Source organism: Variovorax xiamenensis, from assembly GCF_050916385.1.
Classification (GTDB): Bacteria; Pseudomonadota; Gammaproteobacteria; order Burkholderiales; family Burkholderiaceae_C; genus Variovorax.
This window is the reverse complement of sequence record NZ_CP139038.1, coordinates 996,357-1,021,726: the sequence shown is the minus strand read 5'-3', so window position 1 is coordinate 1,021,726 and position 25,370 is coordinate 996,357. Positions and strand designations below refer to the sequence as shown.

23 protein-coding genes are annotated in these 25,370 nt (G+C 69.4%); 12 read left to right on the top strand and 11 right to left on the bottom strand.

Translation table 11 applies throughout. The features are described 5' to 3' along the window. Nucleotides 1-134 precede the first annotated feature (134 nt). Entirely contained in the window at nt 135-1,175 is a 1,041-nt protein-coding gene (locus SFB74_RS04325; RefSeq protein WP_432729482.1) for a LacI family DNA-binding transcriptional regulator, read from the top strand. 21 nt (nt 1,176-1,196) lie between these two features. Here SFB74_RS04325 and SFB74_RS04320 read toward each other — a convergent pair whose 3' ends face one another. Then, the gene (locus SFB74_RS04320) at nt 1,197-2,570 is read right to left on the bottom strand and encodes a PQQ-dependent sugar dehydrogenase (protein ID WP_432729481.1); all 1,374 of its coding nucleotides are present in this window, start codon (nt 2,568-2,570) and stop codon (nt 1,197-1,199) included. A gap of 131 nt (nt 2,571-2,701) precedes the next feature. On the opposite strand from SFB74_RS04320, the gene SFB74_RS04315 reads away from it, so the two are divergent. The 5 genes from SFB74_RS04315 to SFB74_RS04295 all read left to right on the top strand — a co-directional run bounded on the left by SFB74_RS04315 (nt 2,702) and on the right by SFB74_RS04295 (nt 8,602). Next, nucleotides 2,702-3,475, top strand: a complete 774-nt coding sequence (locus SFB74_RS04315) for an alanyl-tRNA editing protein (RefSeq protein ID WP_432729480.1) — start codon at nt 2,702-2,704, stop codon at nt 3,473-3,475. A gap of 43 nt (nt 3,476-3,518) precedes the next feature. After that, nucleotides 3,519-5,759 (top strand): protein-disulfide reductase DsbD family protein, encoded by a 2,241-nt coding sequence (locus SFB74_RS04310; RefSeq protein ID WP_432729478.1) that lies wholly within the window; start codon nt 3,519-3,521, stop codon nt 5,757-5,759. A 94-nt stretch (nt 5,760-5,853) separates the two neighbouring features. After that, nucleotides 5,854-6,546: a redoxin domain-containing protein gene (locus tag SFB74_RS04305; protein ID WP_432729477.1), complete on the top strand. Its 693-nt coding sequence runs from the start codon at nt 5,854-5,856 to the stop codon at nt 6,544-6,546. A 19-nt stretch (nt 6,547-6,565) separates the two neighbouring features. After that, on the top strand, nt 6,566-7,171 hold the full coding sequence (locus SFB74_RS04300; RefSeq protein ID WP_432729475.1) for a class I SAM-dependent methyltransferase: 606 nt from the start codon (nt 6,566-6,568) through the stop codon (nt 7,169-7,171). Nucleotides 7,172-7,261: 90 nt separating this feature from the next. Further along, entirely contained in the window at nt 7,262-8,602 is a 1,341-nt protein-coding gene (locus SFB74_RS04295) for an MFS transporter (protein WP_432729473.1), read from the top strand. 7 nt (nt 8,603-8,609) lie between these two features. Here the strand turns inward: SFB74_RS04295 and SFB74_RS04290 are convergent, their stop codons facing one another. From SFB74_RS04290 to SFB74_RS04275, 4 genes are all read right to left on the bottom strand, one after another. Then, a complete protein-coding gene (locus SFB74_RS04290) occupies nt 8,610-9,983 on the bottom strand; it encodes a TPM domain-containing protein (protein ID WP_432731876.1) in 1,374 nt (457 codons plus the stop codon). Nucleotides 9,984-10,205: 222 nt separating this feature from the next. Continuing rightward, nucleotides 10,206-11,633, bottom strand: a complete 1,428-nt coding sequence (locus SFB74_RS04285) for an aldehyde dehydrogenase family protein (protein WP_432729471.1) — start codon at nt 11,631-11,633, stop codon at nt 10,206-10,208. Nucleotides 11,634-11,666: 33 nt separating this feature from the next. Further along, on the bottom strand, nt 11,667-12,683 hold the full coding sequence (locus SFB74_RS04280) for an alpha/beta fold hydrolase (protein WP_432729469.1): 1,017 nt from the start codon (nt 12,681-12,683) through the stop codon (nt 11,667-11,669). Nucleotides 12,684-12,874: 191 nt separating this feature from the next. Next, the gene (locus tag SFB74_RS04275) at nt 12,875-13,600 is read right to left on the bottom strand and encodes an SDR family oxidoreductase (protein ID WP_432729468.1); all 726 of its coding nucleotides are present in this window, start codon (nt 13,598-13,600) and stop codon (nt 12,875-12,877) included. A gap of 76 nt (nt 13,601-13,676) precedes the next feature. Between SFB74_RS04275 and SFB74_RS04270 the strand changes: the two genes are divergently transcribed. The 6 genes from SFB74_RS04270 (at nt 13,677) to SFB74_RS04245 (ending at nt 19,162) form a co-directional block, all read left to right on the top strand. Continuing rightward, on the top strand, nt 13,677-14,612 hold the full coding sequence (locus tag SFB74_RS04270; RefSeq protein WP_432729467.1) for a LysR family transcriptional regulator: 936 nt from the start codon (nt 13,677-13,679) through the stop codon (nt 14,610-14,612). Nucleotides 14,613-14,743: 131 nt separating this feature from the next. Next, the gene (locus SFB74_RS04265; RefSeq protein ID WP_432729465.1) at nt 14,744-15,727 is read left to right on the top strand and encodes a helix-turn-helix domain-containing protein; all 984 of its coding nucleotides are present in this window, start codon (nt 14,744-14,746) and stop codon (nt 15,725-15,727) included. Between the two features lie 186 nt (nt 15,728-15,913). Next, on the top strand, nt 15,914-17,020 hold the full coding sequence (locus tag SFB74_RS04260; RefSeq protein ID WP_432729464.1) for an extracellular catalytic domain type 1 short-chain-length polyhydroxyalkanoate depolymerase: 1,107 nt from the start codon (nt 15,914-15,916) through the stop codon (nt 17,018-17,020). Between the two features lie 37 nt (nt 17,021-17,057). Further along, a complete protein-coding gene (locus SFB74_RS04255; RefSeq protein WP_432729463.1) occupies nt 17,058-18,095 on the top strand; it encodes a PAS domain-containing sensor histidine kinase in 1,038 nt (345 codons plus the stop codon). A gap of 17 nt (nt 18,096-18,112) precedes the next feature. Next, complete coding sequence (locus SFB74_RS04250) at nt 18,113-18,745, top strand: response regulator (RefSeq protein ID WP_432729462.1); 633 nt, start codon at nt 18,113-18,115, stop codon at nt 18,743-18,745. Nucleotides 18,746-18,859: 114 nt separating this feature from the next. Next, nucleotides 18,860-19,162, top strand: coding sequence for a hypothetical protein (locus SFB74_RS04245; RefSeq protein ID WP_432729461.1), 303 nt, complete (start codon nt 18,860-18,862; stop codon nt 19,160-19,162). 9 nt (nt 19,163-19,171) lie between these two features. On the opposite strand, the gene SFB74_RS04240 is transcribed toward SFB74_RS04245, so the two are convergent. From SFB74_RS04240 to SFB74_RS04215, 6 genes are read right to left on the bottom strand one after another with little or no spacing between them, the layout of a single operon-like run. Further along, nucleotides 19,172-19,882: an ABC transporter ATP-binding protein gene (locus SFB74_RS04240; protein ID WP_432731875.1), complete on the bottom strand. Its 711-nt coding sequence runs from the start codon at nt 19,880-19,882 to the stop codon at nt 19,172-19,174. Nucleotides 19,883-19,889: 7 nt separating this feature from the next. Then, a complete protein-coding gene (locus SFB74_RS04235) occupies nt 19,890-20,597 on the bottom strand; it encodes an ABC transporter ATP-binding protein (protein ID WP_237678501.1) in 708 nt (235 codons plus the stop codon). Continuing rightward, nucleotides 20,594-21,667: a branched-chain amino acid ABC transporter permease gene (locus SFB74_RS04230; protein WP_432729460.1), complete on the bottom strand. Its 1,074-nt coding sequence runs from the start codon at nt 21,665-21,667 to the stop codon at nt 20,594-20,596. The genes SFB74_RS04235 and SFB74_RS04230 overlap by 4 nt, the downstream gene beginning before the upstream one ends. Beyond that, nucleotides 21,664-22,533, bottom strand: coding sequence for a branched-chain amino acid ABC transporter permease (locus tag SFB74_RS04225; RefSeq protein WP_432729458.1), 870 nt, complete (start codon nt 22,531-22,533; stop codon nt 21,664-21,666). Before SFB74_RS04225 ends, SFB74_RS04230 begins: the two co-directional genes overlap by 4 nt. Nucleotides 22,534-22,545: 12 nt before the next feature. Beyond that, a complete protein-coding gene (locus tag SFB74_RS04220; protein ID WP_432729456.1) occupies nt 22,546-23,814 on the bottom strand; it encodes an ABC transporter substrate-binding protein in 1,269 nt (422 codons plus the stop codon). A 43-nt stretch (nt 23,815-23,857) separates the two neighbouring features. Continuing rightward, nucleotides 23,858-25,360, bottom strand: coding sequence for an aldehyde dehydrogenase family protein (locus SFB74_RS04215; protein WP_432729455.1), 1,503 nt, complete (start codon nt 25,358-25,360; stop codon nt 23,858-23,860). Nucleotides 25,361-25,370 lie beyond the last annotated feature (10 nt).

Below are 25,370 nucleotides of genomic sequence, written 5' to 3'. Positions count from 1 at the left end.
TGACCGGATTGGCGCCCAAATCGATTTGGGCGTGCTCGCAAAAAAATCCGCCGAGGCGGGTGAAGTACATTCCGGGACAAGGCGCCCAAAACGATTTGGGAATTGAAGCACCGGTTTTTGAAAAGGTCAACGGGATGAGTACCGAGCCATCGCCGCGAGCGAACATCAAGGACGTGGCGCGGGAAGCGGGCGTGTCGCCCACCACCGTCTCCCATGCGCTCAACGCCCGCGGCCAGGTGGATGCCGAAACCCGCGCGCGCGTCGAGAAGGCCGCCCTGAAGCTCGGCTACCGGCCGAACCGCAACGCCCAGCGGCTGCGCACGGGCGAGGCGCACATGATCGTGCTGCTGTCGTCGATGCCGTTCGCGGTGGCGGGCGGCCCTTCGCGGCTCGGCTTTCTCATGGAGGTGGCGGCCGTGGCGGCCTCCGCCGCACTCGACCGGAACCTGGCACTGGTGCTGGCCCCGCCCATGGAAACGGGGCGCGTGCCGATGGAGTTGCTCGACGTGGACGGGGCGCTGGTCATCGAGCCCTCCGCCGGCGACCCGAACATGGACTACCTGCTGCGGCGCGGCCTGCCGGTGGTCGCCATCGGCAAGCCCGCCGATGCCGCCGAAAGCGGAGCGGCCCTGCCGCCCTACGTCGACATCCACTCGGGCGACACCACCCGGCTGCTGCTGGAGCACCTGCATGCACAGGGCGCGCGCAGGATCGCGATGATCCTGGGCTCGGCGCAGCGCAACTCCTACCTCGAAGGCCAGGCCGCCTACCTGGCGTTCGCCGCCGCGCAGGGGCAGGCGCCACTGCTGTCGCTGGTCGACGAGGCCAAGGGCGAAAGCGGCGGCCGCGACGCCGCGCTGGCGCTGCTGGCGGCCCACCCCGGCATCGACGCCTTCTGCGTGCCGGTGGATGCGTTCGCCACGGGCGCCGTCGCAGCGGTTCTCGAGACCGGCCGGCGCATTCCCGAAGACGTGATGGTCGCCACCCGCTACGACGGCCTTCGCGCGCGCACCAGCGTGCCGCCGCTCACGGCCGTGGACTTGCATCTGGACGAAGTGGCGCAACAGGCCATCGCGCTGCTCTTCGACCATCTTCGCGGCGACACGGCACGGCGCAAGGTCGACGGACCCGTGGCCCAGCTCGTGCCCCGGCTGTCGTCGGCCCGCCGGGCCTGACCGCGGCGAAAGGCTCGGAGGCTACTTCGCCTTCGACACCCGCCACACGGTGTTGCCCACGTCGTCAGCCACGATCAGCGCGCCGCCCTTGTCGAGCGCCACGCCCACCGGGCGGCCGTGCGCCTTCTCGTCGGCATTCAGGAAGCCGGTCAGCACGTCGACGGGCGGCCCGCTGGGCTTGCCGCCGATGAAGGGCACGAACACCACCTTGTAGCCCGACTTGGGCTTGCGGTTCCACGAGCCGTGCTCGCCGATGAAGACCCCGCTGGCGAACTGCTCGGGCATGCCGCCCGGGCGCGAGAAGGCCATGCCCAGCGGCGCGACGTGCGAGCCCAGCGCGTAGTCGGGCGCGATGGCCTTGGCGACCATCTCCGGGTTCTGCGGCTGCACGCGCGCGTCGACCACGCCGCCGTAGTAGCTCCAGGGCCAGCCGTAGAAGGCGCCGTCCTTCACCGAGGTGAGGTAGTCGGGCACGAGGTCGCTGCCGATCTCGTCGCGCTCGTTCACCACGGTCCACAGCACCTTGGTGTCGGGCTCCCAGCCCATGCCGTTGGGGTTGCGCAGGCCGCTGGCGAAGAGGCGCTTCTCGCCGGACTTCGTGTCGACCTCCCAGATCGCGGCGCGGCCCTGTTCGGCCGGCAGTCCGTTCTCGCCGATGTTGCTGTTGGAGCCGACCGTCACGTAGAGCTTGCTGCCGTCGGCATTGGCGATCACGTTCTTGGTCCAGTGGTGGTTGATGCCGGCCGGCAGCTGCGTCACCAGCGTGGGGCTTGCGCCGATGGAGGTCTGGCCCTCGGTGTAGGGCACCTTCACCAGCGCGTCGGCATTGGCGATGAAGAGCTCGTTGCCGACCAGCGCCATGCCGTAGGGCGAGCGCAGGTTGCTCATGAACACCTGCTTCACCTCGGCCATGCCGTCGCCGTCGGCATCGCGCAGCAGGGTGATGCGGTTGGCGCTGGGCACGCCCGCGCCCGCCCGTCCCATGACCTTGCCCATGACCCAGTTGCGGATCTTGGCGATGGGGCCGCTGCCGCCGTCGTTGCTGTCGGCCGGCTTGGGCGGCTTGTTGCTCTCGGCCACGAGGATGTCGCCGTTGGGCAGGGTGTAGACCCAGCGCGGGTGGTCGAGGCCGCGCGCCAGCGCCGTCACCTTCAGGCCCTCGGCGGGAACGGGCGCCGCGGTGTCGGTCCAGCCGACGGCCGGGGCGACGTTGACGGTGGGAATCAGGGTCTTGTTGGGCTCGGCCAGCTGCGGGCGGGGGCCGGTCGTCAGCTCGGGCGCGAGCTTGGCGGCCTCGCCGCAGCCGGCGGCGAGCAGCACGGCGGCCAGGGCCGTGGCCGCCGTGCGTGGCCATGAAGACGCCGTGCGGGTGGGTGCTTGCTGCGGTCGATTCATGCGTGATCCTTCGCGCGGCCGACTGCCGCATGCGGCGCATCATCCCAAGGCGGGCTGGCCGGGGAGTGTCGGCCGTGGGCGCTTTCTGGCGTGGGCGCACCTCATTCGCGCATCGCCGCTACCATCGCCGGATGACCGACGACCTGTTCCGCGCCGACGCCTACCTGCGCAGCTGCGACGCCCGCATCGTGCGAATCGACGACACCGGCATCGTGCTGGACCGCACGGTGTTCTATCCGCTGGGCGGCGGACAGGCGGGAGACAGCGGCGTGCTGGCCATGGCCGACGGGCGCGAGATCGTCATCGCCGACACCCGCAAGGCCAAGGACGCCGAGGGCCAGCCGACGGACGAATTCATCCACGTACCGGCCCCCGGGCAGGCCGACCTGCTGGCCGCGCTGAAACCCGGCGACGCGGTCGCTGCCAGCATCGACTGGGAGCGCCGCCACCGCCTGATGCGCTTCCACACCGCCACCCACCTCCTGTGCCACCTGGTGCCGCAGCCGGTGAACGGCTGCTCCATCACCCCCGAGTACGCACGGCTCGACTTCCACATGACCGACGCGCTGGACAAGGACTCGCTGACGGCCGGCCTCGCCCGGCTGGTCGAGGCGGCCCACCCGCTGACCGTGGGCGCCATCACCGACGAGGAACTCGACGCCAACCCCGCGCTGGTCAAGAGCATGAGCGTGCAGCCGCCGCGCGGCACGGGCACGGTGCGCACCATCCGCATCGGTGGAACGGGCGCAGGAGAGACGCCCATCGACTTCCAGCCCTGCGGCGGCACGCATGTTGCAAACACCGCCGAGATCGGGGCGGTGGTGGTCACCAAGATAGAGAAGAAGAGCGCCAGCAGCCGCCGCGTGGTGCTGGGCTGGGCTCCGCAGGCCACGGCGGCCGCCTGAAACGCCCGGAACTTCGCCCCTACCGATTGCTCCGACTGACGGCATGATCTTCCCGCGCATCCAATTCGCTACGCTTCTGATAGCAACAGCCGCAGCCAGTATGCCGGCTTTGGCGCAATCGACACCCGAGCTTGCATCGAAGCCGGGCGCCGTGGTCACCACCCCCCATGTGCGCGCCGAACTCATTGCCCACGCCCCCGACGGCGTGACGCCGGGCGCCCCGGTATGGGTCGGCCTGCAGATCGCGCACCAGCCCGAGTGGCACACCTACTGGAAGAACGCCGGCGACTCCGGCCTTCCCACCGAGATGACGTGGACGCTGCCCGCCGGCGTGTCCACCGGCGAGATCGCATGGCCGGCGCCGAAGAAGATTCCCGTCGGCAGCCTCGCCAACTACGGCTACGAGAACACCGTGCTGCTGCCGGTGCCGCTGGAGGTGTCCACGCTCTACAAGCCGCCGGTGGCGCTGGGCGGCACCCCGGCCATGGACATCCAGCTCAAGGCCTCCTGGCTGGTCTGCCGCAAGGAATGCATTCCCGAGGAAGGCACCTTCACGCTGGCCCTGCCGCTGCAGGGCTCGACCGCGCTGCACAAGGCCGAGTTCGACACCGCCCTGGCCGCCCGCCCCCAGCCGCTGGCCAGGCCCGGCACCGTCGAGGTCGACGGTCACAACCTGAAGGTGCGGCTCGAGGGCCTGCCCGCCGCCGCGCAGGGCAAGACGCTGGAGTTCTTCCCCGAGACCCCCGAGGTGATCCGCACCGCGGCCGTCTCCGGCAAGGACTGGACCCAATCCTGGCAGGGCGACACCTGGACCGCAACGATGCCGCTGGCCGACCAGCGCAGCGCGAGCCCCACCGTCATGCCGGTGGTGGTGACGCTGCCCGAAGCCGACCGGCAGGCCGGCCAGCCGGTGGCATGGCGCGCCGAGGCGCCGGTGTCGGGCGCATGGCCCACGGCCGCCGCGCCGCGCGCCGCCGAGGTGTCGCCGGCCCTGCAGGCGGCGCTCGCGGCCAACGCCGCGAATGCCGTGGCCGCAAAGTCCGGCGACCTGCCCGCCCCCTCTTCCACCACCTTCGTGGCCGCGCTGCTGGGCGCGCTGCTCGGCGGCCTGCTGCTCAACCTGATGCCCTGCGTGTTCCCGATCCTCGCGATCAAGGTGCTGGGCTTCGCGCGGCAGGCGGGCAACGCCAGCGCGCACCGCAAGGCCGGGCTGGCCTACACGGGCGGCGTGATGCTGTCCTTCCTCGCACTCGGCGGCGGCATGCTGGCGCTGCGCGCGGCCGGCGCCGGGCTGGGCTGGGGCTTCCAGCTGCAGTCGCCGGGCGTGGTGGCGGCGCTGGCGGCGCTCTTCACGCTGATCGGCCTGAACCTCGCGGGCGTGTTCGAATTCGGCCGCGCCGCGCCTTCGTCGGTGTGCAGCGCGCAGGCCAAGCATCCGCTGGCCAACGACTTCCTTTCCGGCGTGCTCGCCGTGGTCATCGCATCGCCCTGCTCCGCGCCGTTCATGGGCGCCTCGCTGGGTTTCGCCATCGGCCTGCCGGCGGCGCAGGCGCTGCTGCTGTTCGCGGCGCTGGGCTTCGGGCTGGCGCTGCCGTACCTCGTGGCCGGCTTCGTGCCCGCGGTGGCTTATCTGCTGCCCAAGCCCGGCCCGTGGATGGGCACGCTGCGCCGCCTGCTCGCCTTCCCGATGTTCGCCACCGTGGCGTGGCTGGTGTGGGTGCTGGGCCAGCAAAGCGGCATCGACGGCGCGGGCACGCTGCTCGCGCTGCTGGTGTGCATGGCAGCCATCGTCTGGGCGCTCACGCTGCGCGGGCGCGCGCGGGTCGTGATCGCGGGCGTGCTGATCGCCTTCACCGCCGTGCTCACCGCCGCCATCGGCCGCAACGTGCTGCAGGTGGTGGAGCCCGCGAAGCTGGCCTCGGCCGGCACGAAGGACACGACGGGCCAGCGCTGGCAGCCCTGGTCCGCCGAGCGCGTGGCCCAGCTGTCGGACGCCGGCCGGCCGGTGTTCATCGACTTCACCGCCGCATGGTGCGTGACCTGCCAGTACAACAAGAAGAGCACCCTGTCCGACGCGCAGGTGCTGGCCGACTTCGACGCGAAGAAGGTCGCCATGCTGCGCGCCGACTGGACCCGCCGCGACCCCGCCATCACCGCCGCGCTCACCGCGCTGGGACGCAGTGGCGTGCCGGTGTACGTGCTGCAGGCGCCGGGCAAGCCGCCGGTCGTGCTGACGGAGATACTGGGCAAGGACGAGGTCCGCGCCGCCATCGCGGCTCTTTGACCACCGGCGTGACATGGGTTGTCACATGCACTTGAAGAAACCGTTCTAAGCTGCAGTTGTTGTTTGGAATTTTGTTTTGGAGTTCAAGCTGGCCATGTCTCTTTCGCCAACCGCCGACTCGCGTTCCTTCCGTGCCGCGCGCAATGCCCGCGCCGCCCTGAGCCGGGCCTCCCGCCGTGCCGTCGTCGCCGCAGCCGTGGCGCTCGGCGCCACCTTCCTGATGGGCAACAACGCCGCAGCCGCTCCCACCGTGGGCCAGCAGGCGCCCGACTTCGTCGCGGTCGACACCAACGGCGCCAAGCACAAGCTGTCCGACTTCGCGGGCAAGTTCGTGGTGCTCGAATGGACCAACCCCGGCTGCCCCTTCGTGCGCAAGCACTACGGCAGCGGCAACATGCCCGCCACCCAGAAGGCCGCGACCGACAAGGGCGTGGTGTGGCTGGCCATCAATTCCACCGAGCGCGCCGCCTCCGACTACCTCAAGCCCGACGCGCTCGACGCCTGGATGAAGTCGCAGAAGGCCGCGCCCACCGCCGTGCTGATGGACGAGGACGGACTCATCGGCCAGGTCTACGGCGCGCGCACCACGCCGCACATCTTCATCATCGATCCCAAGGGCACGCTGGTGTACGCGGGCGGCATCGACAGCATCGCCTCGGCGCGGGTGGACGACATCAAGACCGCGACCAACTACGTGAACCAGGCATTGGGCGAAGCCTTCGGCGGCAAGCCGATCTCGGCGTCCGCGACGCGGCCCTACGGCTGCTCGATCAAGTACAAGACCTGACGCGAGGCGCGCCCCTCGGATGAGCGAGATCCCGGGAACGGCCGGCTACGGCGCCAATGCCGCCGCACTGGCGCAGCAGTATGAAAGCCTGCGCTTCGAAGACGTCCACCGCGAAGTGCTGCACCTGTTTCCCGAGGCTCCGGCCCGTGTGCTGGACATCGGCGCCGGCTCCGGTCGGGACGCCGCGGCGCTCGCCGCAACGGGACACCGGGTGGTGGCGGTCGAGCCCACGCCGGAGCTGCGCGCTGAAGGCATGCACCGCCATGCCGCGCTGCCCATCGAGTGGATCGACGACCACCTGCCCGGCCTGCATCGCACCCTGACGCTGGACATGCGCCATGACCTGATCCTGCTGACCGCCGTCTGGATGCACCTGGACGCCGCCGAGCGTGCCACCGCCATGCAGGCCCTTGCCGCGCTGGTGGCCGAAGGCGGGCAGATCGCGATGTCGCTGCGCCACGGCCCCGTGCCCGAGGGACGGCGGATGTTCGACGTGTCGGCTCGGGAAACCATCGAACTCGCGGCCCGGCACGGGCTGCGGCAGCGCTTCCTGGGCGAGCGCGACGACATGCTCGGCCGCCCGGACGTGCACTGGAGCTTCCTGGTCCTCCAGCGCCCCGCGTGACGGTGACAGCTACCTGACCGGCGCAGTCAGGCAGCGGTCGGGGAGCCCGGCCTACCCTCGGCGCACACACATGCCACAGGGGACAACGAGATGAATCCCGCGCCTTCCACCGCGCAGCAACCGCGCACGGCTGCCCACGCCTCCACCGCTTCCTCCTCCAAGTTCGCCACCGTCCTGCGCGTGACCGGCGGCAACTTCATGGAGATGTTCGACTTCTTCCTGTTCGGCTTCTACGCCACGCAGATCTCGAAGGCCTTCTTCCCGGCCGGCAACGAGTTCGCCTCGCTGATGCTGACCTTCATGACCTTCGGCGCGGGCTTCCTGATGCGTCCGCTGGGCGCGATCTTCCTGGGTGCGTATGTCGACCGCGTCGGCCGCCGCCAGGGCCTCATCGTCACGCTCGCGCTGATGGCGCTGGGCACGCTGCTGATCGCCTGCGTGCCGTCCTACGCCACCATCGGCCTCGCCGCGCCGCTGCTGGTGCTGATCGGCCGGCTGCTGCAGGGCTTCTCGGCCGGCGTGGAGCTCGGCGGCGTGTCGGTGTACCTGTCGGAGATGGCGACGCCGGGCCACAAGGGCTTCTACGTGAGCTGGCAGTCGGCCAGCCAGCAGGTGGCCATCGTCGTCGCGGCCGCGCTCGGCTACTGGCTCAACGTGACCTTCACGCCGCAGGAGATCGGCGACTTCTACTGGCGCATTCCCTTCTTCGTGGGCTGCCTGATCGTGCCGGTGCTGTTCATCATCCGCCGCTCGCTGCAGGAGACCGAGGAGTTCATGGCGCGCAAGCACCGCCCCGACGCGCGCGAGATCTTCCGCTCGATGGTCGCCAACTGGGGCCTCGTGATCGCCGGGATGATGCTGGTGTCGATGACCACCGTGTCGTTCTACCTGATCACCGTCTACACGCCCACCTTCGGCAAGGCCGTGCTGCACCTGAGCACCACCGACGCGCTGGTCGTCACGCTGTGCGTGGCTATCTCGAACTTCATCTGGCTGCCGATCATGGGCGCGCTGTCCGACCGCGTGGGCCGCAAGCCGCTGCTGATCGCATTCACGGTGCTGACCATCCTCACCGCCTACCCGGCGCTCAAGTGGCTGGTGGGCGCGCCGAGCTTTGCGCGCATGCTCGAAGTCGAGCTGTGGCTGTCGTTCCTCTACGCGAGCTACAACGGCGCGATGGTGGTCGCGCTCACCGAGGTGATGCCCGTGAGCGTGCGCACCGCCGGCTTCTCGCTGGCCTACAGCCTGGCCACCGCGATCTTCGGCGGCTTCACGCCCGCCATCGCCACGGGGCTGATCGAGATGACCGGCGACAAGGGCGCGCCCGGCCTGTGGATGACGGCCGCCGCAGTGTGCGGGCTGATCGCCACGCTGGTGCTGTACCGGCGCAACGTGAACCCGGCCGACGCCGGTCGCGTGCCGGTGGTCTGAGCGACAGCTACCAGCTGCCCGAGGCGCCGCCGCCGCTGCTGGAGCCGCCACCGCCGGACGAAGAGCTGTCCGACGACGAACTGCTACTGCTGCTGCTCGAAGAACTGCTCGACGAGCCGCTGCTCCAGCCGCTGTCGGAGCTGTCGCCATCGCCGCTGCCCGCGCCGACGATCGGGAAGACGAACATGAACAGCAGCGCGAGAACGGTCGCGATCCCGGCGGGAATCCATGTCTCGTCAGGCAACGGGCCAGGCTCCGTGATCACGACCACCGCGCCGACCACACCCAGCACGACGATCCACCGGACCGCGAAGCCGAGCGCGCTGCCGTCCCGCCAGGTGTTGCGGATGCCGAAGACGATGACTGCGACCAAGAGGCTCGCGCCGCCGATGGCCAGCGCCCACAGGAAGCCCGGCCAGAACACATCGCCGCCGACCATGAAGGCAATGCAGACCAACGCGGCGATCACCGCAGCGATGCCGCCGAGCACATAGGCCACTTCCTTCACTCGTCCGCATAGATAGCCAAGGCCGTACAGGAAGAGCGCCGGAATGGCCAGGAACCCCGCCATGAACGGATTCAGCAGCATGGCGGCCCCGCCCAGCGGACCCGCGCCGACAAGGCCGAGCACGAGCCGCCAGTCGCGCGGCTTGCGAGGCGTTTCGGGTTCGATCTCATGCAGCGCCTCGGCCCAGGGCTCGGGGCGCTGGATGCGGCGCCCGCGCTTGCCCGAACGCTTGCCGCGCGAGGCGGGCCGCGAAGTGGGCCGCGAAGTGCGGCGCCGTGTGCCGACGAGAGGCCCCGCGCCGAGGCCATGCCATGCCCCCACGCCGATGCTCCACAGCATGACGCCGAGAAAGGCTTTCCCCTCTGGCGTCAGGCCTCCGCCGGATGCCGTCGGTTCGCGCACGGCTTCTTCGTCCACCGGCAGCGGCGTGGGCGATGCATCGGAATCGAGCGTGTCGGGCAGCGGCAATGCCGCCGGCGCGCCGATCAGTTGCGACAACGCCCGCACCGCGGCCTGCACGCCGCCCGCATAGTCGCCATTGCGAAAGCGCGGCGCCATCTGCCGGTCGATGATCGCGGCCGCCTGGATGTCGGTGATCGTGCCCTCGAGGCCCTTGCCGACCTCGATGCGCATCTTGCGGTCCTTCAGCGCGACGAGCACCAGCACGCCGTCGTCCTCGTCCTTGCGGCCCAGCTTCCAGCGCGCGAACACGCGAGTGGCGTACTGCTCGATCGCCTCCTGCCCCGTCGTCGGCACGATCAGCACTGCGAGCTGCGCCTGCGTGCTGCTCTCGAGCTCCGAGATTTCCTGGCGCAGCGCATCGGCCTCGCTCGCGCCCAGCGTGTTCGTGAGATCGACCACGCGCGTCTTCATCTGCGGCACGGGCACAAGCGTTGTTTTCGTCTGCGCGAACGCGGGCCAAGCGCCCATCGTGATGCACAGCAAAAGGAGAACGCGGCGGAGCCACTCCCGGGCCCTCGATTGCCTCCTGCCGGCATTCACCGATGCTGATTCGGCGAACGCGGTGGAAGCGGAGTCTGTAGAAAGCATGGGGCAGGATAACGCCTGCCCCGTCAGCGCTGCCGTGGCGCGATGTCAGCCGAGCCGCGCGATGGCCACGGTCTTCGGCTCAAGGAAAGCCTCCATGCCGAAGAGCCCGAACTCCCTGCCGATGCCCGACTGCTTCACGCCGCCAAAAGGCGCACTCAGTTCGGGCGTGACACGATTGACCAGCACTGTGCCGGCGCGCAGCCGCGAAGCCACGTCCAGCGCGCGCTGCTGCTGCGAGGAGAAGACGTAGGCCTGCAATCCGTACGGCGAGTCGTTCGCGATCTCCACCGCTTCATCCTCGCTGTCGTAGCCGATCACCGAGAGCACTGGCCCGAAGATCTCCTCGCGCGCGATGTCCATGTCGTTGCGTACTCCCGCGAACACGGTGGGCCGCACGAACCAGCCCTTGTCGAAGCCGTCCGGGCGCCCCTCGCCTCCGGCCACGAGCGTCGCGCCTTGTTCGAGTCCGCGGCGGATGAAACGCTGCACGCGCTCGAACTGCGCCTTGCTCGCGAGCGGCCCGACCGCGGTGGCGGGGTCGCGCGGGTCGCCCACGCGCATGGCCGCTGCCGCCGCGCGCAGGCCTTCGATGGCCTGCGCCATGTGCGCGCTCGGAATCAGCAGGCGCGTACCGGCCACGCAGGCCTGGCCGTTGTTCATGAAGGCCGAGCCCAGTGCCATGGGCAGCACCGTGGCCAGGTCGGCGTCGTCCAGCACCACGGTGGCCGACTTGCCGGAGAGCGCGAGGCTCACTCGCTTCAGCGTCTCCAGGCCCGCGCGTGCGATGAGCTTGCCGGTGGCCGTGGAGCCGGTGAACGAGATCTTGGCGATCGCCGGATGAGTGGCGATCTCGTCGCCCACGTCGCCGCCGCGCCCGAGCAGCACGTTGATGGCGCCCGCCGGCAGGCCGGCCTCGTGCAGCGCCTCGGTCACGACCCGCGCCTGCAGCGGGCTGAACTCGCTGGGCTTGATCACCGATGCGCAGCCCGCGGCGATGGCCGAGGCCAGCTTGCTGCAGATGCTTCCGGCGGTGCTGTTCCAGGGCGCGATGAGGCCCGCGACGCCGACCGGCTCCATGCGCACGATGGCATCGCCCATGCGCCGTTCGAAGTCGTAGTCCTCCAGCATTCGCGCCGTGTCGGCGAAGCATTGCGAGGCGTAATTGCTGACCCATCGCGAGCGGGCCAGCGGGCCGCCGTACTCCTCGATCGTGGCTTCGCAGATCTGCTCGGTGCGCGCCAGCACGGCGGCTTCGAGGCGCCTGAGCATGTCGATGCGCTGCGCCTTGGTGCTGCCCGCCAGCGCCGGCTGCGCCCGGCTCGCGGCCTCGATCGCGCGCTTCGCATCGTCGCGGTTCGCCAGCGTCACGGTGCCAATCGGCTGCCCGGTGGCCGGGCCGACAATCTCCAGCCGCTCGCTGCCCTGCACGGGCACGAAGGCGCCGTCGATGTAGGCCTGTTGGATGTTCCACATGGTCGTCGCTCTTGCGCTCAGGGCCTTGTCGACTCAGCCGCGCGCGGCGTCGATCACCGCCTTCGTGAAGGCCTCGGGCGCTTCCTGCGGCAGGTTGTGGCCGATGCCGCCGCTGACCAGCCGATGCTCGTAGCGACCCGAGAACTTCTTCGCATAGGCGCTGGGCTCCGGGTGCGGCGCACCGTTGGCGTCGCCTTCGAGCGTGATGGTCGGCACGCCGATCACCGGCGCCTTGGCGAGCCGGTCCTCGAGCGCCTGGTACTTGGCCTCGCCCTCCACCAGGCCGAGGCGCCAGCGGTAGTTGTGGACCGTGATGGCCACATGGTCGGGGTTGTCGAGCGCCACGGCGCTGCGATCGAAGGTGGCGGCGTCGAAGTTCCACTTGGGCGAGGCGGTCTGCCAGATGAGCTTGGCGAAGTCGTGGCGGTTCTTCTCGTAGCCCGCGCGGCCGCGCTCGGTCGCGAAGTAGTACTGGTACCACCACTGCAACTCGGCCTGCGGCGGCAGCGGCACCTTGCCGGCCTCCTGGCTGCCGATCAGGTAGCCGCTGACCGAAACCAGCGCCTTCACGCGCTGCGGCCACAGCGCGGCCATGATGCAGGCGGTGCGCGCGCCCCAGTCGCAGCCGGCGACGGTGGCGACCTGGATCTTCAGCGCATCCATCAGCGCGATGATGTCGACGGCGACGACCGACTGCTGCCCGTTGCGCGGCGTGTCGGCCGAGAGGAATCGCGTGGTGCCGTAGCCGCGCAGGTACGGCACGATGACGCGGAAGCCCGCAGCCGCGAGCGCCGGCGCCACGTCGACGAACATGTGGATGTCGTAGGGCCAGCCGTGCAGCAGGATCACCGGCGCGCCGTCGGCCGGGCCCGCTTCGTAGTAGCCGATGTTGAGCGTGCCGGCATCGATGCTCTTGAGCGGTTCGAGCCGCCGGGGCGCGCCGGCGGCCTGGGCGAAGGCCGGGGTAAGCGCTGCGAGCTGGGTGGCCGCGGCGCCGAGGGCGGCGGCTGCGAGGAAGGTTCTGCGGGGCAGTTGGAGCGACGATGTCATTGGGCTGTCCTGATGATCGGTTGGTTCGTGGTGGAAGGGCTGACAGGTGCGAATGTCGCCCCTGGCACCGCCGTTCGCCCGGCCCTGCGTATCGCTCTGTATCTGCCGCCGTTTTTTCAACAAAACATTTCGATGTCCGCCCCGTGCATGCCCCGTTCCGGGAACTTTCGGGTACTGCCGGCGCCGCTGGTTCACACCAGCCGCAGCCCTCCATCGCACTCGATGACGGTGCCCGTGGTGTAGCCGTTCTCGATCAGGAACTGGATCGCATGCGCCACGTCCTGCGGCCGGCCCACGCGGCCGACGGGCAGCGTCTCGACCTGCTGGCGGAACAGGTCGTCCTTCATCGCGGCGGGCACGCGGTTCCACCATGGCGTGTCGACGAGGCCCGGCGACACCGCATTCACGCGGCTCGGCGCCAGCTCGCGCGCCAGGCTGCCCACCATTGACTCGATCGCGCCGTTGATCGCCGCCAGCCCCGCGGTGCCGGGCAGCGAGTTGCGCGCCGAAATCGCCGTCACGAAGGTCAGGCTGCCGCCCTTGCGCAGCACGCGCGCGCCGGCCTGCGCCGCCTCGAGCTGCGGCCAGAACTTGGCCTCGAAGCCGCGGCGCAGCGACTGCAGGTCGAGCTGCGTGAACTCGCCCGCGCCCTCGCCGCCGCTGAGCGTCAGCACCAGGTGGTCGATGGGCCCTGTGCTCTCGAAGAAGGCATCGAGCGCGCCGCGGTCGCAGGCGTCGAAGGCCGCGCCGCTCACTTGGGGGCCGAGGCCGCCGATCGCCTCCTGCAGCTTGGCGTTGTCGCGCCCCGTCGCGATCACGCGTGCGCCGGTCGCCGCCATGCGCCGCACGGTCTCGAGCCCCACGCCCGACGAGCCGCCGACCACCACCACGGTCTGTTGTTGTTCCTGCTGGGTCATGTCGATTCCTTTGAATGCTGCTGAAAGAGACCTCAGGTTAGGGAGCGCGGCACTATCATTCAAATCGTTTGGAACCATGGAATACATCAACGAAAGTGATTTCAGGCGGCTCGACCTGAACCTGCTGCTGGTGTTCCACGCGCTGCTGCACGAACGCAGCGTCACGCGCGCGGCACAGCGCCTGTTCATCGGCCAGCCTGCGCTGAGCGGGGCGCTCAAGCGCCTGCGCGCCGCGCTGGGCGACGAACTGTTCGTGCGCACCTCGCACGGCATGACGCCGACGCCGCGCGCGCTCGAACTCGCGCGCGTCATCGAGCCGCTGCTGCTGTCGCTGCAGCAGGCGCTGCATGCGCGGCCGGCATTCGACCCGGCGAAGGCCGAGCGCGTGTTCCGCATCGGTTTGAGCGACGCGCTCGAAGTGGCGCTGATGCCGCGTCTCATGCAGCGGCTTGCCGAAGAGGCGCCGGGCGTGCGGCTGATCGCGCGCGAGGCCGACCGCACGAACGCGCCAGCCATGCTCGATGCGGCAGAGATCGAACTGGCGGTGGGCGTCTTCATCGACTGCGCCACTTGGCACCGGCAGCGCGCGCTCTTCGGCTGGCACTTCGTCTGCGTCTACAACCCGGCGCTCGTGAAAGTGCGCGGCAGGAAGATCACGCTCGCCGAGTACCTGCGCCACCCGCACCTGCTCACCTCCTTCAGCGCGGACCTCAGCGGCCTCGTCGACGACCTTCTGCGCGAGCAGGGCCACACGCGCAAGGTCGTCTTCTCGAGCCGCAACTTCGCGACCAGCCCCTTCATCGTGCGGCAGATGCCCGCCATCACCACCGTGCCCACCTTCGCCGCCGCCACCTGGCGCGACGCGCTCGGGCTGGCGGTGAGCCCGTTGCCTTTCGAAACACCGGCTTACGAGGTCTCCCTGCTGTGGACGGCCGCGCACGATGCCGACCCGGCCCTGCAGTGGCTCATCGGCCTCATGGCGGACACGTTCGGCGGCAAGCCCGTGCGTTGACCCAGCGCGCACCGCGCATTGACCGGGAGCGCAACACCCACCGTGCCCCGGGTGGAAACACCGATGATGTCGCGCCGTCGCATGCCTATCCTGCGGAGGCGCTTCCGGGCGCCTTCCAGGGAACCCACGGCATGAACGCACTCCACTTCAGCACGCTGCTCGAACACCCCTCCGACCGGCAGGCCTGCTGGGGCCGGATCAACACCTCCTACTTCGGCGCGCTGAGCGTGCAATGCCTGGACGCAGGCACCTTCGACGCGCGCATGGACGCCTACGAGCTCGGCCCGCTGGGCATGTTCATGATCGAGGCGCCCTCGCACCGCGTGGCGCGCCCCGACACGCGCAGCGAGATCGCACTCGACGAGCACTACAAGCTGGTGCTGCAGCTCGAAGGCCACGGCCACATCTCGCAGCGCGACCGCGAGTTCCACCTGCACCCCGGCGACTGGAGCCTGTACGACCCGCGCGTGCCCTACGCCATCACCAACCCCGAGCGCTCGCGCCTGCTGGCCATCACCATCCCGCGCCAGCAGTTCAAGGGCATGAAGATTCCCGACCTGCACACCTGCGAGGCGCACACGCCCGCGATGCAGGGGCTCTACGCGGTGCTCGGCTCCTTCCTCACCTCGCTGGCCGACCAGCTGCCCTCGCTGCCCAACGCGGTCGGCCGTTCGGTCAGCGACACGGTGCTGGGCCTGCTGGCCTCCACGCTGGCCACGCACTCCGACGAACAGTTCGGCGCGCACCCGGTGCCGGGCGTGCTCAAGGCGCGCGTGAAGCAGTTCGTTCACACGCACCTCGCCGACCCGGCCCTGTCGCTGGACCTCATCGCGCAGCAGCTGCGCTGCTCCAAGCGCTACCTGCACCGCGTGTTCGAGGACGAAGACCAGACGCTCGACCGCTTCATCTGGCAGATGCGCCTGGAGCGTTGCGGCGAGGCACTGCGCAACGCGGCGGGCCGGCGCGCGTCGGTGTCGGAGATCGCCTTCGCCTGGGGCTTCAACAGCAGCGCGCATTTCTGCCGCGCGTTCAAGGCGCAGTACGGCGTGTCGCCGCGCGAGTTCCAGCGGCGCGAGGCGGAGAAGACCACCGCGTCGGCAATGCTGACGCACTAGGGCGCGACCGGGAGCAGGCCTTCGGGCTCCCCGGGCCCCTGAACCCGCGGAAGTGCGCCTCGGTGGACGGGATAACCCCCTGCCGCAATCAGAATCTTCCGATGGCAGCCGTGCCGACGGGTCAGTCAAATCCGTGGCGCAGCGCTGCATGCAGCCTGCGATCCACAAGACCCCAGGAGGCAATCCATGTTCTTCAAGAAAGCCCGCGCGCTCATCCAGGCGCTGCGGATCGTTCCCTTGTTGTGTGCGTCGCTGTGCTTCGCCGGAACTCCAGCCGGCCAATGGAAGGACGGAATCTTCGTCGCATCGTGGCCCTTTCTCCTGAACACCTACACGTACAAGGTGTGGCTGCCTTCCGGCTACGGCGCCAGCGTTCTTTCGGGAGCGAAGATGCCCGTTCTCCTGCTGCTGCACGGCTGCACCTCGAACCCGGAGAACATGGCGGAGGTCAGCCGCATGAACGACATCGCGGACAGGGAAGGCTTCATCGTCGTCTATCCCAAGGAGCCGGTCGTGCGCAACCCGATGGGATGCTGGAACTTCTACAACCCAGAGAACCAGGCGCGCAACTCGGGCGAAGCCGGCGCGATCCACGGGATCCTGCAGGAGGTGATGACTTCCTACAGGAGCGTCGTGGACCGCCAGCGCGTGTATGTCGCGGGCATCTCCGCGGGAGGAGGCATGACCGCCATCATGGCCGCCTGCTACCCGGATGTCTTCGCCGCCGCGGCGATCCATTCCGGAGGGATGTACAAGGCCGCCACCGGCCCCGTCAGCGACATCGCGGTCTTGCCGTTCGGCAGCATCTTCGACCCCGACATGCGGGGCCAGGACGCCTGGGAGTGCGGCGGGAAGCTGCGCCGCCAGGTGCCGATGCTCGTCTTCCACGGCACCACGGACATCGTGGTCAACCCGAAGAACGGCAGGCAGGCGGCCCAGCAGTTCGTCCAGACCAACGACCTCGCCGACGATGCCAGGGACAATGACTCCGTGCCCTACCAGAATCCGGCAGGCCAGGTTTCGTACGACGACGGGTACAAGCGCAACAAGCCGAGCAGCACGGAATCGATCGCCGAGACTCCGGAGAAACGTGCCTACAAAAAGGAGACCTACATGAGCAGCGACAACAGCAAGGTCCTGGTCCAGATGTACACCATCGAAGGAATGAACCATGCCTGGAGCGGCGGCAAGCCGGGCATGGCCTTCAGCGACCCCAAGGGGCCCGATGCTTCGCAGATCAGCTGGGACTTCTTCAAGGCATATACGCTGGATGGCAACATCACCTCCAGGTAGGCTCGCGCCCTCTCCCGAGTAGCGACCTGCCACTTCCATGGCCCAGAACCCACCACTGCCCGACATCCCCTTCCACGCGATCGTCGAGCAGTCGCTCGCCGGGATCTACATACTGCAGGACGAGTGCTTCGCCTATGCCAACTCCACCTGGGCGGCATTGATCGGATACACGCCCGCGGAGATCATCGGCGTCCACCTGTCGCGAGCGGTTCCCGCCGACTTCCTTCCCGAGGTGCTGAGGCTGTATCACCTGAGGCTGGCAGGCACGCCGCCGAGCCTCCGGTTCGTCACGCGCGGCCTGCATCGCGACGGGCACACGGTGTACATCGAGGTGCACGGCTCGCGCATGACGTTTCGCGGGCGGCCCGCGGTCATGGGCGTCGGCGTGGATGTCACCCAGCAGCTGCGCAACGAGCAGGAGCTTCGCGCATCCCAGGAGCAGTTGCGGGACCTCGCCGCGCACACGACCCGGAAGCTGGAGGAGCAGCGGCAGGACATCGCCCGCGACATGCACGACGTGCTGGGCGGCATGCTCACGTCGATCAAGATGGATGCTTCGCGGGTGCTGAAGCGCACCGAAAGCGAAGAGACGCGCGAGCTGGTCAGAGGCATCCTCGGGCTGACGCAGGAAACCATCGACGCGGTGAAGCGCATGTCCGAGGCCTTGCGTCCGAGCGCGCTCGATCATCTGGACCTGTCGGTCGCGGTGCAGCGCGATCTGCAGGAATTTTCCCAGCGCCACGGCATTGCCCACCAGGTCCACTCGCAGGAGATGTCCGTGCGCCTTTCGCCGAGACGGGCGCTTGCGGTCTACCGGATCTTCAGCGAAGCGCTGACCAACGTGGCACGCCACTCGCAGGCCGGATCGATCGAGGTCCACCTGGCTTCCATCGAAGACGAAGTCGTGCTCTCGATGAAGGACGACGGCCACGGCTTCGCCCCGGCATCGCTGCCCAGGCCCGCGCTCGGTCTGCTCGGCATGAGCGAACGGGCGCGGGAGATCGAAGGCTCCCTGCGCATCGATTCCACGCCCGGCCATGGAACGCGGCTGGAGCTGCGCGCTCCCTTGCTCTGAAAGCCGAAGGCCGCCGGATGATCGACCTGCTGATCGTTGACGACCACGCGATATTCCGCTCGGGCCTGCAGCGGCTGATGCTGGACGAGAGCGACATCCGCGTTGCCGGCCAGGCCAGCAACTTCGCGCAGGCGCTCGAGCTGCTCCAGCAGTGCCGCTTCAGCCTGGTTCTCCTGGACATCAACCTCGAAGGCCGCAGCGGGCTCGACCTGCTCGCGTCGCTGCGGATCAGGTGGCCGCGGCTTCCCGTGCTCGTGCTGTCGATGTATCCGGAAACGCAGTACGCGCTGGTGGCCATCCGCGAAGGGGCGAACGGCTACGTCGCCAAGGACTCGGAACCGACGGAGCTCATGGGCGCGATACGCCTCGTGGCCGGCGGCGGCCAGTATGTGAGCAGCGCGCTCGCGTCGCAGATTCACCAGCAGGGCCGGGGCATCGACATGCGCCCACCCCACCAGCGGCTGACGACGCGCGAGCACCAGATCATGCTGATGCTGCTCAAGGGAATGTCGCTGACGCACATCGGAGAGGAGATGCTGATCAGCGTGAAGACCGTCAGCACCCATCGCGCGCATCTGCTGGAAAAGCTGGGTGTGTCGAGCACTGCCGAGCTTGTCCTGTATGCCGTGCGGAATGGCCTGATCCATTGACCGCGACACGGTACGCGGTGCCGCACATGACGAAAGCGTAATCGCGGCGTCGGCTTCTCCGGCAGGCTGCCTTCCTAGAGTCGGTTCCACCAACTCAACAGGAAGGAACCTTTCGTGAAACGCACCCTGCTCGCCCTCGGCACCCTCGCCTTCTTCTCCACCGCCTTCGCGCAACAGCCGCACGCCCACAGCGCCGAAGCCGAGGCCGACTTCGACAGCAAGCCGCAGGCGGCCGCCGAAGCGAAGAAGAACAACAAGCAACCCGGCGCGGTACGCATCAAGGACGGAGGCACCGCGCGCGGCGAGGGCTCGGCCGTGCCGGCGCCCAGCAAGACGGAGAAGGCCGGCGAGGCCCGCGCCGAGGCGCGCGAAGCCAAGCCTCACAGCCTGCCCAAGCCGGGCGGCACGCCGAAGTAAGGAAAGTCTTCAGGCCGCCGCGAGATAGCTGCTGTGCAGTATCTCCGGCCGGCTGCGCAGTTCCTGCGACGCCCCCGCGAAGGCCATGCGACCGCGCTCCAGCACGTAGGCCCGGCTCGACACCGCGAGCGCCACCGTCGTGAACTGCTCGATCAGCAGCACGCCCACGCCTTCGCGCGCGACCTGCTGCACCACCTCCACCAGCCGCTTCACCACCGTGGGCGCGAGCCCCAGCGAGAGCTCGTCGATGGCCAGGTAGCGCGGCTTGCCGATCAGCGCCTGCGCGATGCAGACCATCTGTTTCTGCCCGCCCGAGAGCGAACGCGCGGGCAGCGCGAGCTTCACGCACAGTTCGGGGAACACCGCGAGCACCTGCTCCACCGCGTCGGCCACGCGCGCCGCCGGCAACGCAGTGGCGGCTGCGCGCAAGTTGTCGAGCACCGAGAGATCGCCGAGCACGCGATGCCCCTCAGGCACCACCGCCACGCCGAGCGCGCGCACGCGCTCGGGTCGCTGGCCGTGCAGCGCATTTCCCTCGACCTCGATGCGGCCACCTGTCAACGGTAGCGCGCCGCCGATGGCCATCACCGTGCTCGACTTGCCCGCGCCGTTGGCGCCCAACAGCGCCGTCACTTCACCGGGCGGCACTTGCAGGTCGATGCCGTGCAGCACGGCCTTGCCGCCGCGCTGCAGGCGCAGATCGTTCACGCTCAGCATGATGTGCTTGTCACTCCGTTCCGAGGTAGGCCTTGCGCACGGCCGGGTCGTCGAGCACCTCGCGCGTCGGGCCGAGCGCGAGGCGGCGGCCGAAGTCGAGCACCAGGGTCTGCGTGCAGGTGGCGGCGATCAGGTCGACGTCGTGGTCGATCAGCAGCACCTGCGCGCCGCAGAAGGCGTGCACCGAGCCGATCACGCGGCGCAGCGCACCGGCCTCCTGCTCGGTGAGGCCCGCGCCGGGCTCGTCGAGCAGCAGCAGCTTGGGCGCGCCGACCAGCGACTTGGCGATCTCCAGCATGCGGCGCTGGAACAGGTTGAGCCGGTGGCCGAGCACCGTGGCAACGTCGAGCAGGCCGGTGTGCGCCAGCGCGCGCGCGACCTGCGCCACCGCATCGCCGCGCGCATGCGGCACATGGTCGAGCAAGGCGCGCACGTTGTCCCACACGCTCAGGTCTTCCACCACCTGCTCGGTCTGGAACGAGCGGCGCAAGCCGAAGCGCACGCGCTCGATGGGCTTGAGGCCCAGCAGGTCGGCGCCATCCACCGCGACCGTTCCGCTGCGCGGCAGCACCAGGCCGCTGAGCACGTTGACCAGCGTGGTCTTGCCCGCGCCGTTGGGGCCGATGAGGCCGCACACCGGTGCGTCGAGTTCGGCGGTGAGCGCATCGATGGCCTTGACGCCGCCGAAGGCGACGGTGAGATCGCTGATGCGGATCATGACGCTGCGTCCTTGCCCACACCCGTGAGCCGTTTGCGGACCGCGTCGATGAACCCCGCCAACTGCCCTGCAATGCCGCTCGGCGCTGTGATGAGTGCATGCAACAGCGCCACCCCGAAGAAGATCATCGCCAGGTAGCCATTGACGCCGAAGTCCGTGAGCAGCGCCGGCACCGCCCGCAGCAGCAGCCCCGCGATCAGCGCACCGGCCCAGTGATAGACCCCGCCCACCACCGTGAGCGCGAACAGCATCACCGAATCGCCGGCGGTGAAGGCGCGCCCGTCGAGCTGGCCCACGCCGCCCGCGAGCAGCGCGCCCGCCACGCCAGCGCAGAAGCCGGCCAGGCCGAAGGCCCAGGTCTGGTAGCGCAGGATGCTCACGCCTGCCGCCACGGCCGCCGCCTCGCCGCGCCGGATCAGCGCCCACGAGCGCCCGGCGCGCGTGCGCCGGTGCAGCTCGATCAGCACCAGCACCGCCGCCAGCCACACGGCCACGTAGCGGAAGTACGCCGCGTCGGACAACGCCAGCGCGGGCCTGGGCATCATCAGCCGCTCGCTGCCGAACACGCGGCCCAGCCAGCCGGCGCCGCCGTCAGGAAAGCCCGTGACGTTGATGACCACCTGGAAGCCGCCCGCCATCATCATCGTGACGAGCGCCAGGTACAGCCCCTTGAGCCGCAGCGCCGGCAGCCCCGCGAGCATGCCCACCGCGCACGACAGCAGCCCGCCCGCGAGCACCGACAGCTCGAAGGGCCAGCCCAGCCCGTGCCCCGCGCGCAGCGCGATCCAGCCGCCCGCGCCGAGCAGCGCGTACTGGCACAACGACACCAGCCCGAGTTGCCCGTAGAGCAGCGCCACGCCGGCCGCCGCGATCGACAGCGCGAGCGATGAAGTCAGCGTCTTGATCCAGTAGGCGTTGGCCAGCCACGGCACCACGAGGCCGATGAGCAGCACGCTGCCCACCATCACCGCCAGCGAGATGCGCGCGCGGCGCGAGGCTTCGGCGAGCGAGGCCGGCAGCACCTCCTGCACCGGCATCGCTTCCGCAATGGTCGAGGAAGCGCTGCTCATGCCTGCCGAGTCCCCGTGCGGTAGAACACGATCATCGCCAGCGCGATCAGGAACGGCGTGGCCGTGCGGAAAGACGCGAAGCCAGGCACCGTGATCGCCAACGCCTCCAGCACGCCGATGGCGATGCCGCCCGCCACCGTGGCCGGCAGCGAATGCAGACGCCCGATGATGGCCGCCGCGAATGCGGGAATCACCAGGAAGGTCAGCAGCGTGGCCTGCAGCCGCACGATGTTCGCGAGCAGCAGGCCGCACACGCCAGCGAAGGCACCGCTGAGCACCCAGGCCACCGTGTCAACGCCGAGCACACGGATGCCCAGCAGCGCGCTCAGGTCGCGATCGTTGGCCAGCGCGCGCATCTTCAGGCCCACGCGCGTCTTCGACAGCAGCAGGCCGACGCCGCCCATCATCAGCACGGCCAGCGCGAGCCCCAGCGCGCGCGTGTGGGTGAGCCGCACGTCGACCTCGCCGAGCACGAAGTCGATGGCGCCCGCATCGGTCGGCAGCACCAGCCGGCGCGGCTGCTCGCCCCAGTACCACTCGGTGAAGCCGACCACCACCAGCGCAAAGCCCAGCGTGGCGATGCTGCGGATGGTCGGGTCGCGGTGCGAGAGGCGCGGCGCCAGCAGGCGGCCATAGGCCAGCGACAGCAGCATCGAGGTGACGATGGCCGCGCACCACGCAAGGCCCTGCGGCCAGTCGGCCTCGAGCATCGACCAGGCCACGTAGGCGCCGATCGCGCCGATGGCACCGAACGCGAAGTTCAGCACGCCCGACGAGCGATAGAGCACCACCAGCCCCACGCCCGAGAGCGCATAGACCGCGCCCAGGCCCAGGCCGGAGATGACGAAGGGCAGGTATTCCTCCATGGCAAGGCGTGCCTACTTCAGGCCCATCTTCTGCTCGTCGGCGCGGATGTCGACCAGCTCCGGGTCTTCCGCCGTCAGGCATCCGCCGGGCGCGAAGCGCCAGCCGTTGCCGTCGGGGCTGGCGACCGGGCCGCTGTTGTTGGCGTTGTGGCGGTTGCCGCTGCCCACGTAGAAGGGCTTGCAGAGGATGTCGCTCTTGAAGTCGCTCACCTTGCGCAGCGCGTCGGTCACGCTCGCGCGGTCGATCTTCTTCGGGTCCATCTTCAGCAGCGCCTGCGTCACGATGCGCGCGGCCAGGTAGCCGGCCTGCGAGAAGGTGTCGCGCGGGTCGCTCTTCGCGCCGTACTTGTCCATCACCGCGAGCCAGTTCTTGTTGTCCGGGCCGGCCGATTCGAGCGGGTTGAATTCGAGGTTGACGTCGAAGTTGCCCTTCCAGTAGGGCCCGATGGCCTTGGGTACGTCGGCGTTGTAGGCCGGCGCGGCCGAGACGAAGTGGATCTTCTTGCCGATGTTCTGCTGCTCGGCGGCGGCCAGCATGGGCACCAGGATGCCCTTGGGCACGTTCATGATGATGGTGTCGGGCTTCTTGGCCGCCGCCTGCAGCATGGTCGAAGTAGCATCGGCCGAGCCCGGGTCGATGGCGATGGTCTCGACCTCCACGCCGTTCTTTTTCCCCCACTCCTTCGGTCCCTCGCAGGCCCAGTTGCCCAGGCTCGGGATGTTCGGAATGATGCAGACCATCTTCTTGGCCTTGTACTTCTGCGCGGCGTACATCGCGGCGATGGTGGCCGACACGCGCGGCCCCGCGTTCACCGGCACGTAGTTGCGCGCGTTGAAGCATTCGCGCGGCACGCCGGTGCCGGCGATGACCATCACGCCCTCGTCGGCGTACATCTTGGCATTGGCGCCGCACTCCACGAAGCTGGTGCTGCCCGCGAGCGCGACCACCTTGCGGTCCTTCACGAGCTTGGAGGCGACCTGCGCGGCGGTCTCGGGGTTCCATTGGTCGTCGACCACGATGTAGTCGATCAGGCGGCCGTTGATGCCGCCGTTGGCGTTCACGCACTTGAAGTACGCGGCCGCCGCCTGGCCCGAGGCGCTGAAGTCGTCGGGCCCGGTCTTGCCGACCACCGCGCCGATGGGAATGGGCTCGCCAGTTGCGGGCTTGCCGGTGTTGAGGCCGCAGTCGGGGCCCGACTGTGCCCATGCACCGCCCGCGCCTGCGATGCCCATTGCGCCGACGAATGCGGACAGCGCGATCTTCTTCTGGTGTCTCTTCATGATGGATGTCTCCTGTTCTTTCTCGTGACCGGAACTGCGGCGGCTACACCGCCATGCACACGCTCTTGAGCTCGGTGAAGCTCTCGACCGCCGCGCGCCCCAGGTCGCGCCCGTAGCCCGACTGCTTCACGCCGCCCAGCGGCAGCGCGTTGTCGAGCACGTTGTGCGCGTTGACCCAGACCACGCCCGCCTGCAGGCGCGGCACGATGCGGTGCACGGCCGAGAGGCTGTTCGACCACACGCTGGCCGCCAGGCCGTAGGCGCTGTCGTTGGCCATGCGGATGGCGTCTTCCACGTCGTCGAAGGGCACGACCGTCGCGACCGGGCCGAACACTTCCTCGCGCACGATGCGCATCGAGGGCTTCGCGTCGACGAACACCGTGGGCTTCACGAAGCAGCCGCCGTCGAATGCGCGGCCGCCGCCGGTGACCAGCGTCGCGCCCTCGGCCACCGCGCCGTCGATGTGCGCCATCACGCGGTCCATGTGGCGGCGCGACACCAGCGGGCCGAACTGCGCCTGCGGATCGAAGCCCGAGCCGATGTGCAGCCCCTCGGCCACCTGCGCGAGCTGCGACACCACCTTGTCGAAGATGCCGCGCTGCACGTACACGCGCGAGCCCGCGGTGCACACCTGCCCCTGGTGAAAGAAGATGCCGTTGGCCGCGCCCTGCGCCGCCGCGGCCGGGTCGGCGTCGTCGAGCACGATCAGCGGCGACTTGCCGCCCAGCTCCAGCGTGAAGCGCGCCATGTTGTCGACGGCGGCATGGCCGATCAGCCGGCCCACGCCGGTCGATCCGGTGAAGCTGATCTTGCGGATGTCCGGATGCGCAGCGAGCGCCGCGCCGGCCGTCGCACCACGCCCGCACACCACGTTGAGCGCCCCCGGCGGAAAGCCCGCTTCTATCGCCAGCTCAGCCAGCCGCAGCGCGGTGAGCGGCGTTTCTTCCGAAGGCTTGAGCACCACGGTGCAGCCGGCCGCGAGCGCGGGCGCGACCTTCCACAGCGCGATGGCGAGCGGGAAGTTCCACGGCACGATGGCGCCTACCACGCCCACCGGCTCGCGCCGCGTGTAGGTCACCCACTGCGGGCCCGGAATGCCGATGGAGTTGTCCAGCGTCTGGCCTTCGAGCTTGGTGGCCCAGCCCGCCATGTAGCGCACGAACTCGGCGCCGGCGCCCACGTCGACCATGCGCGCGATGCCGCGCAGCTTGCCGCTTTGCAGCGTCTCGAGCGCGCTGAGTTCGTCGGCATGCGATTCGATCAGCGTCGACAGCGTGTAGAGCATGCGCTCGCGATCGGCCGGTCGCAGCGACTTCCACGCGGCGCTCTCGAAGGTGCGGCGCGCGCTGGCGACGGCCGCGTTCACGTCGGCCGCGTCGCTGTCGGGCGCCTCGGCCACGGTCATCTCGGTGGCGGGGTCGACCACGGGCAGATAGCTGCCGCTCACGGGCGCTTCCTCGCGGCCGTCGATGTGGTTGCCGCGCCGGCGCTGCGCCAGCAGGCCCACCTGGCCGAGGTGTTCGATCGACAGGTCTCGCAGATTCATGAAGAGGCTC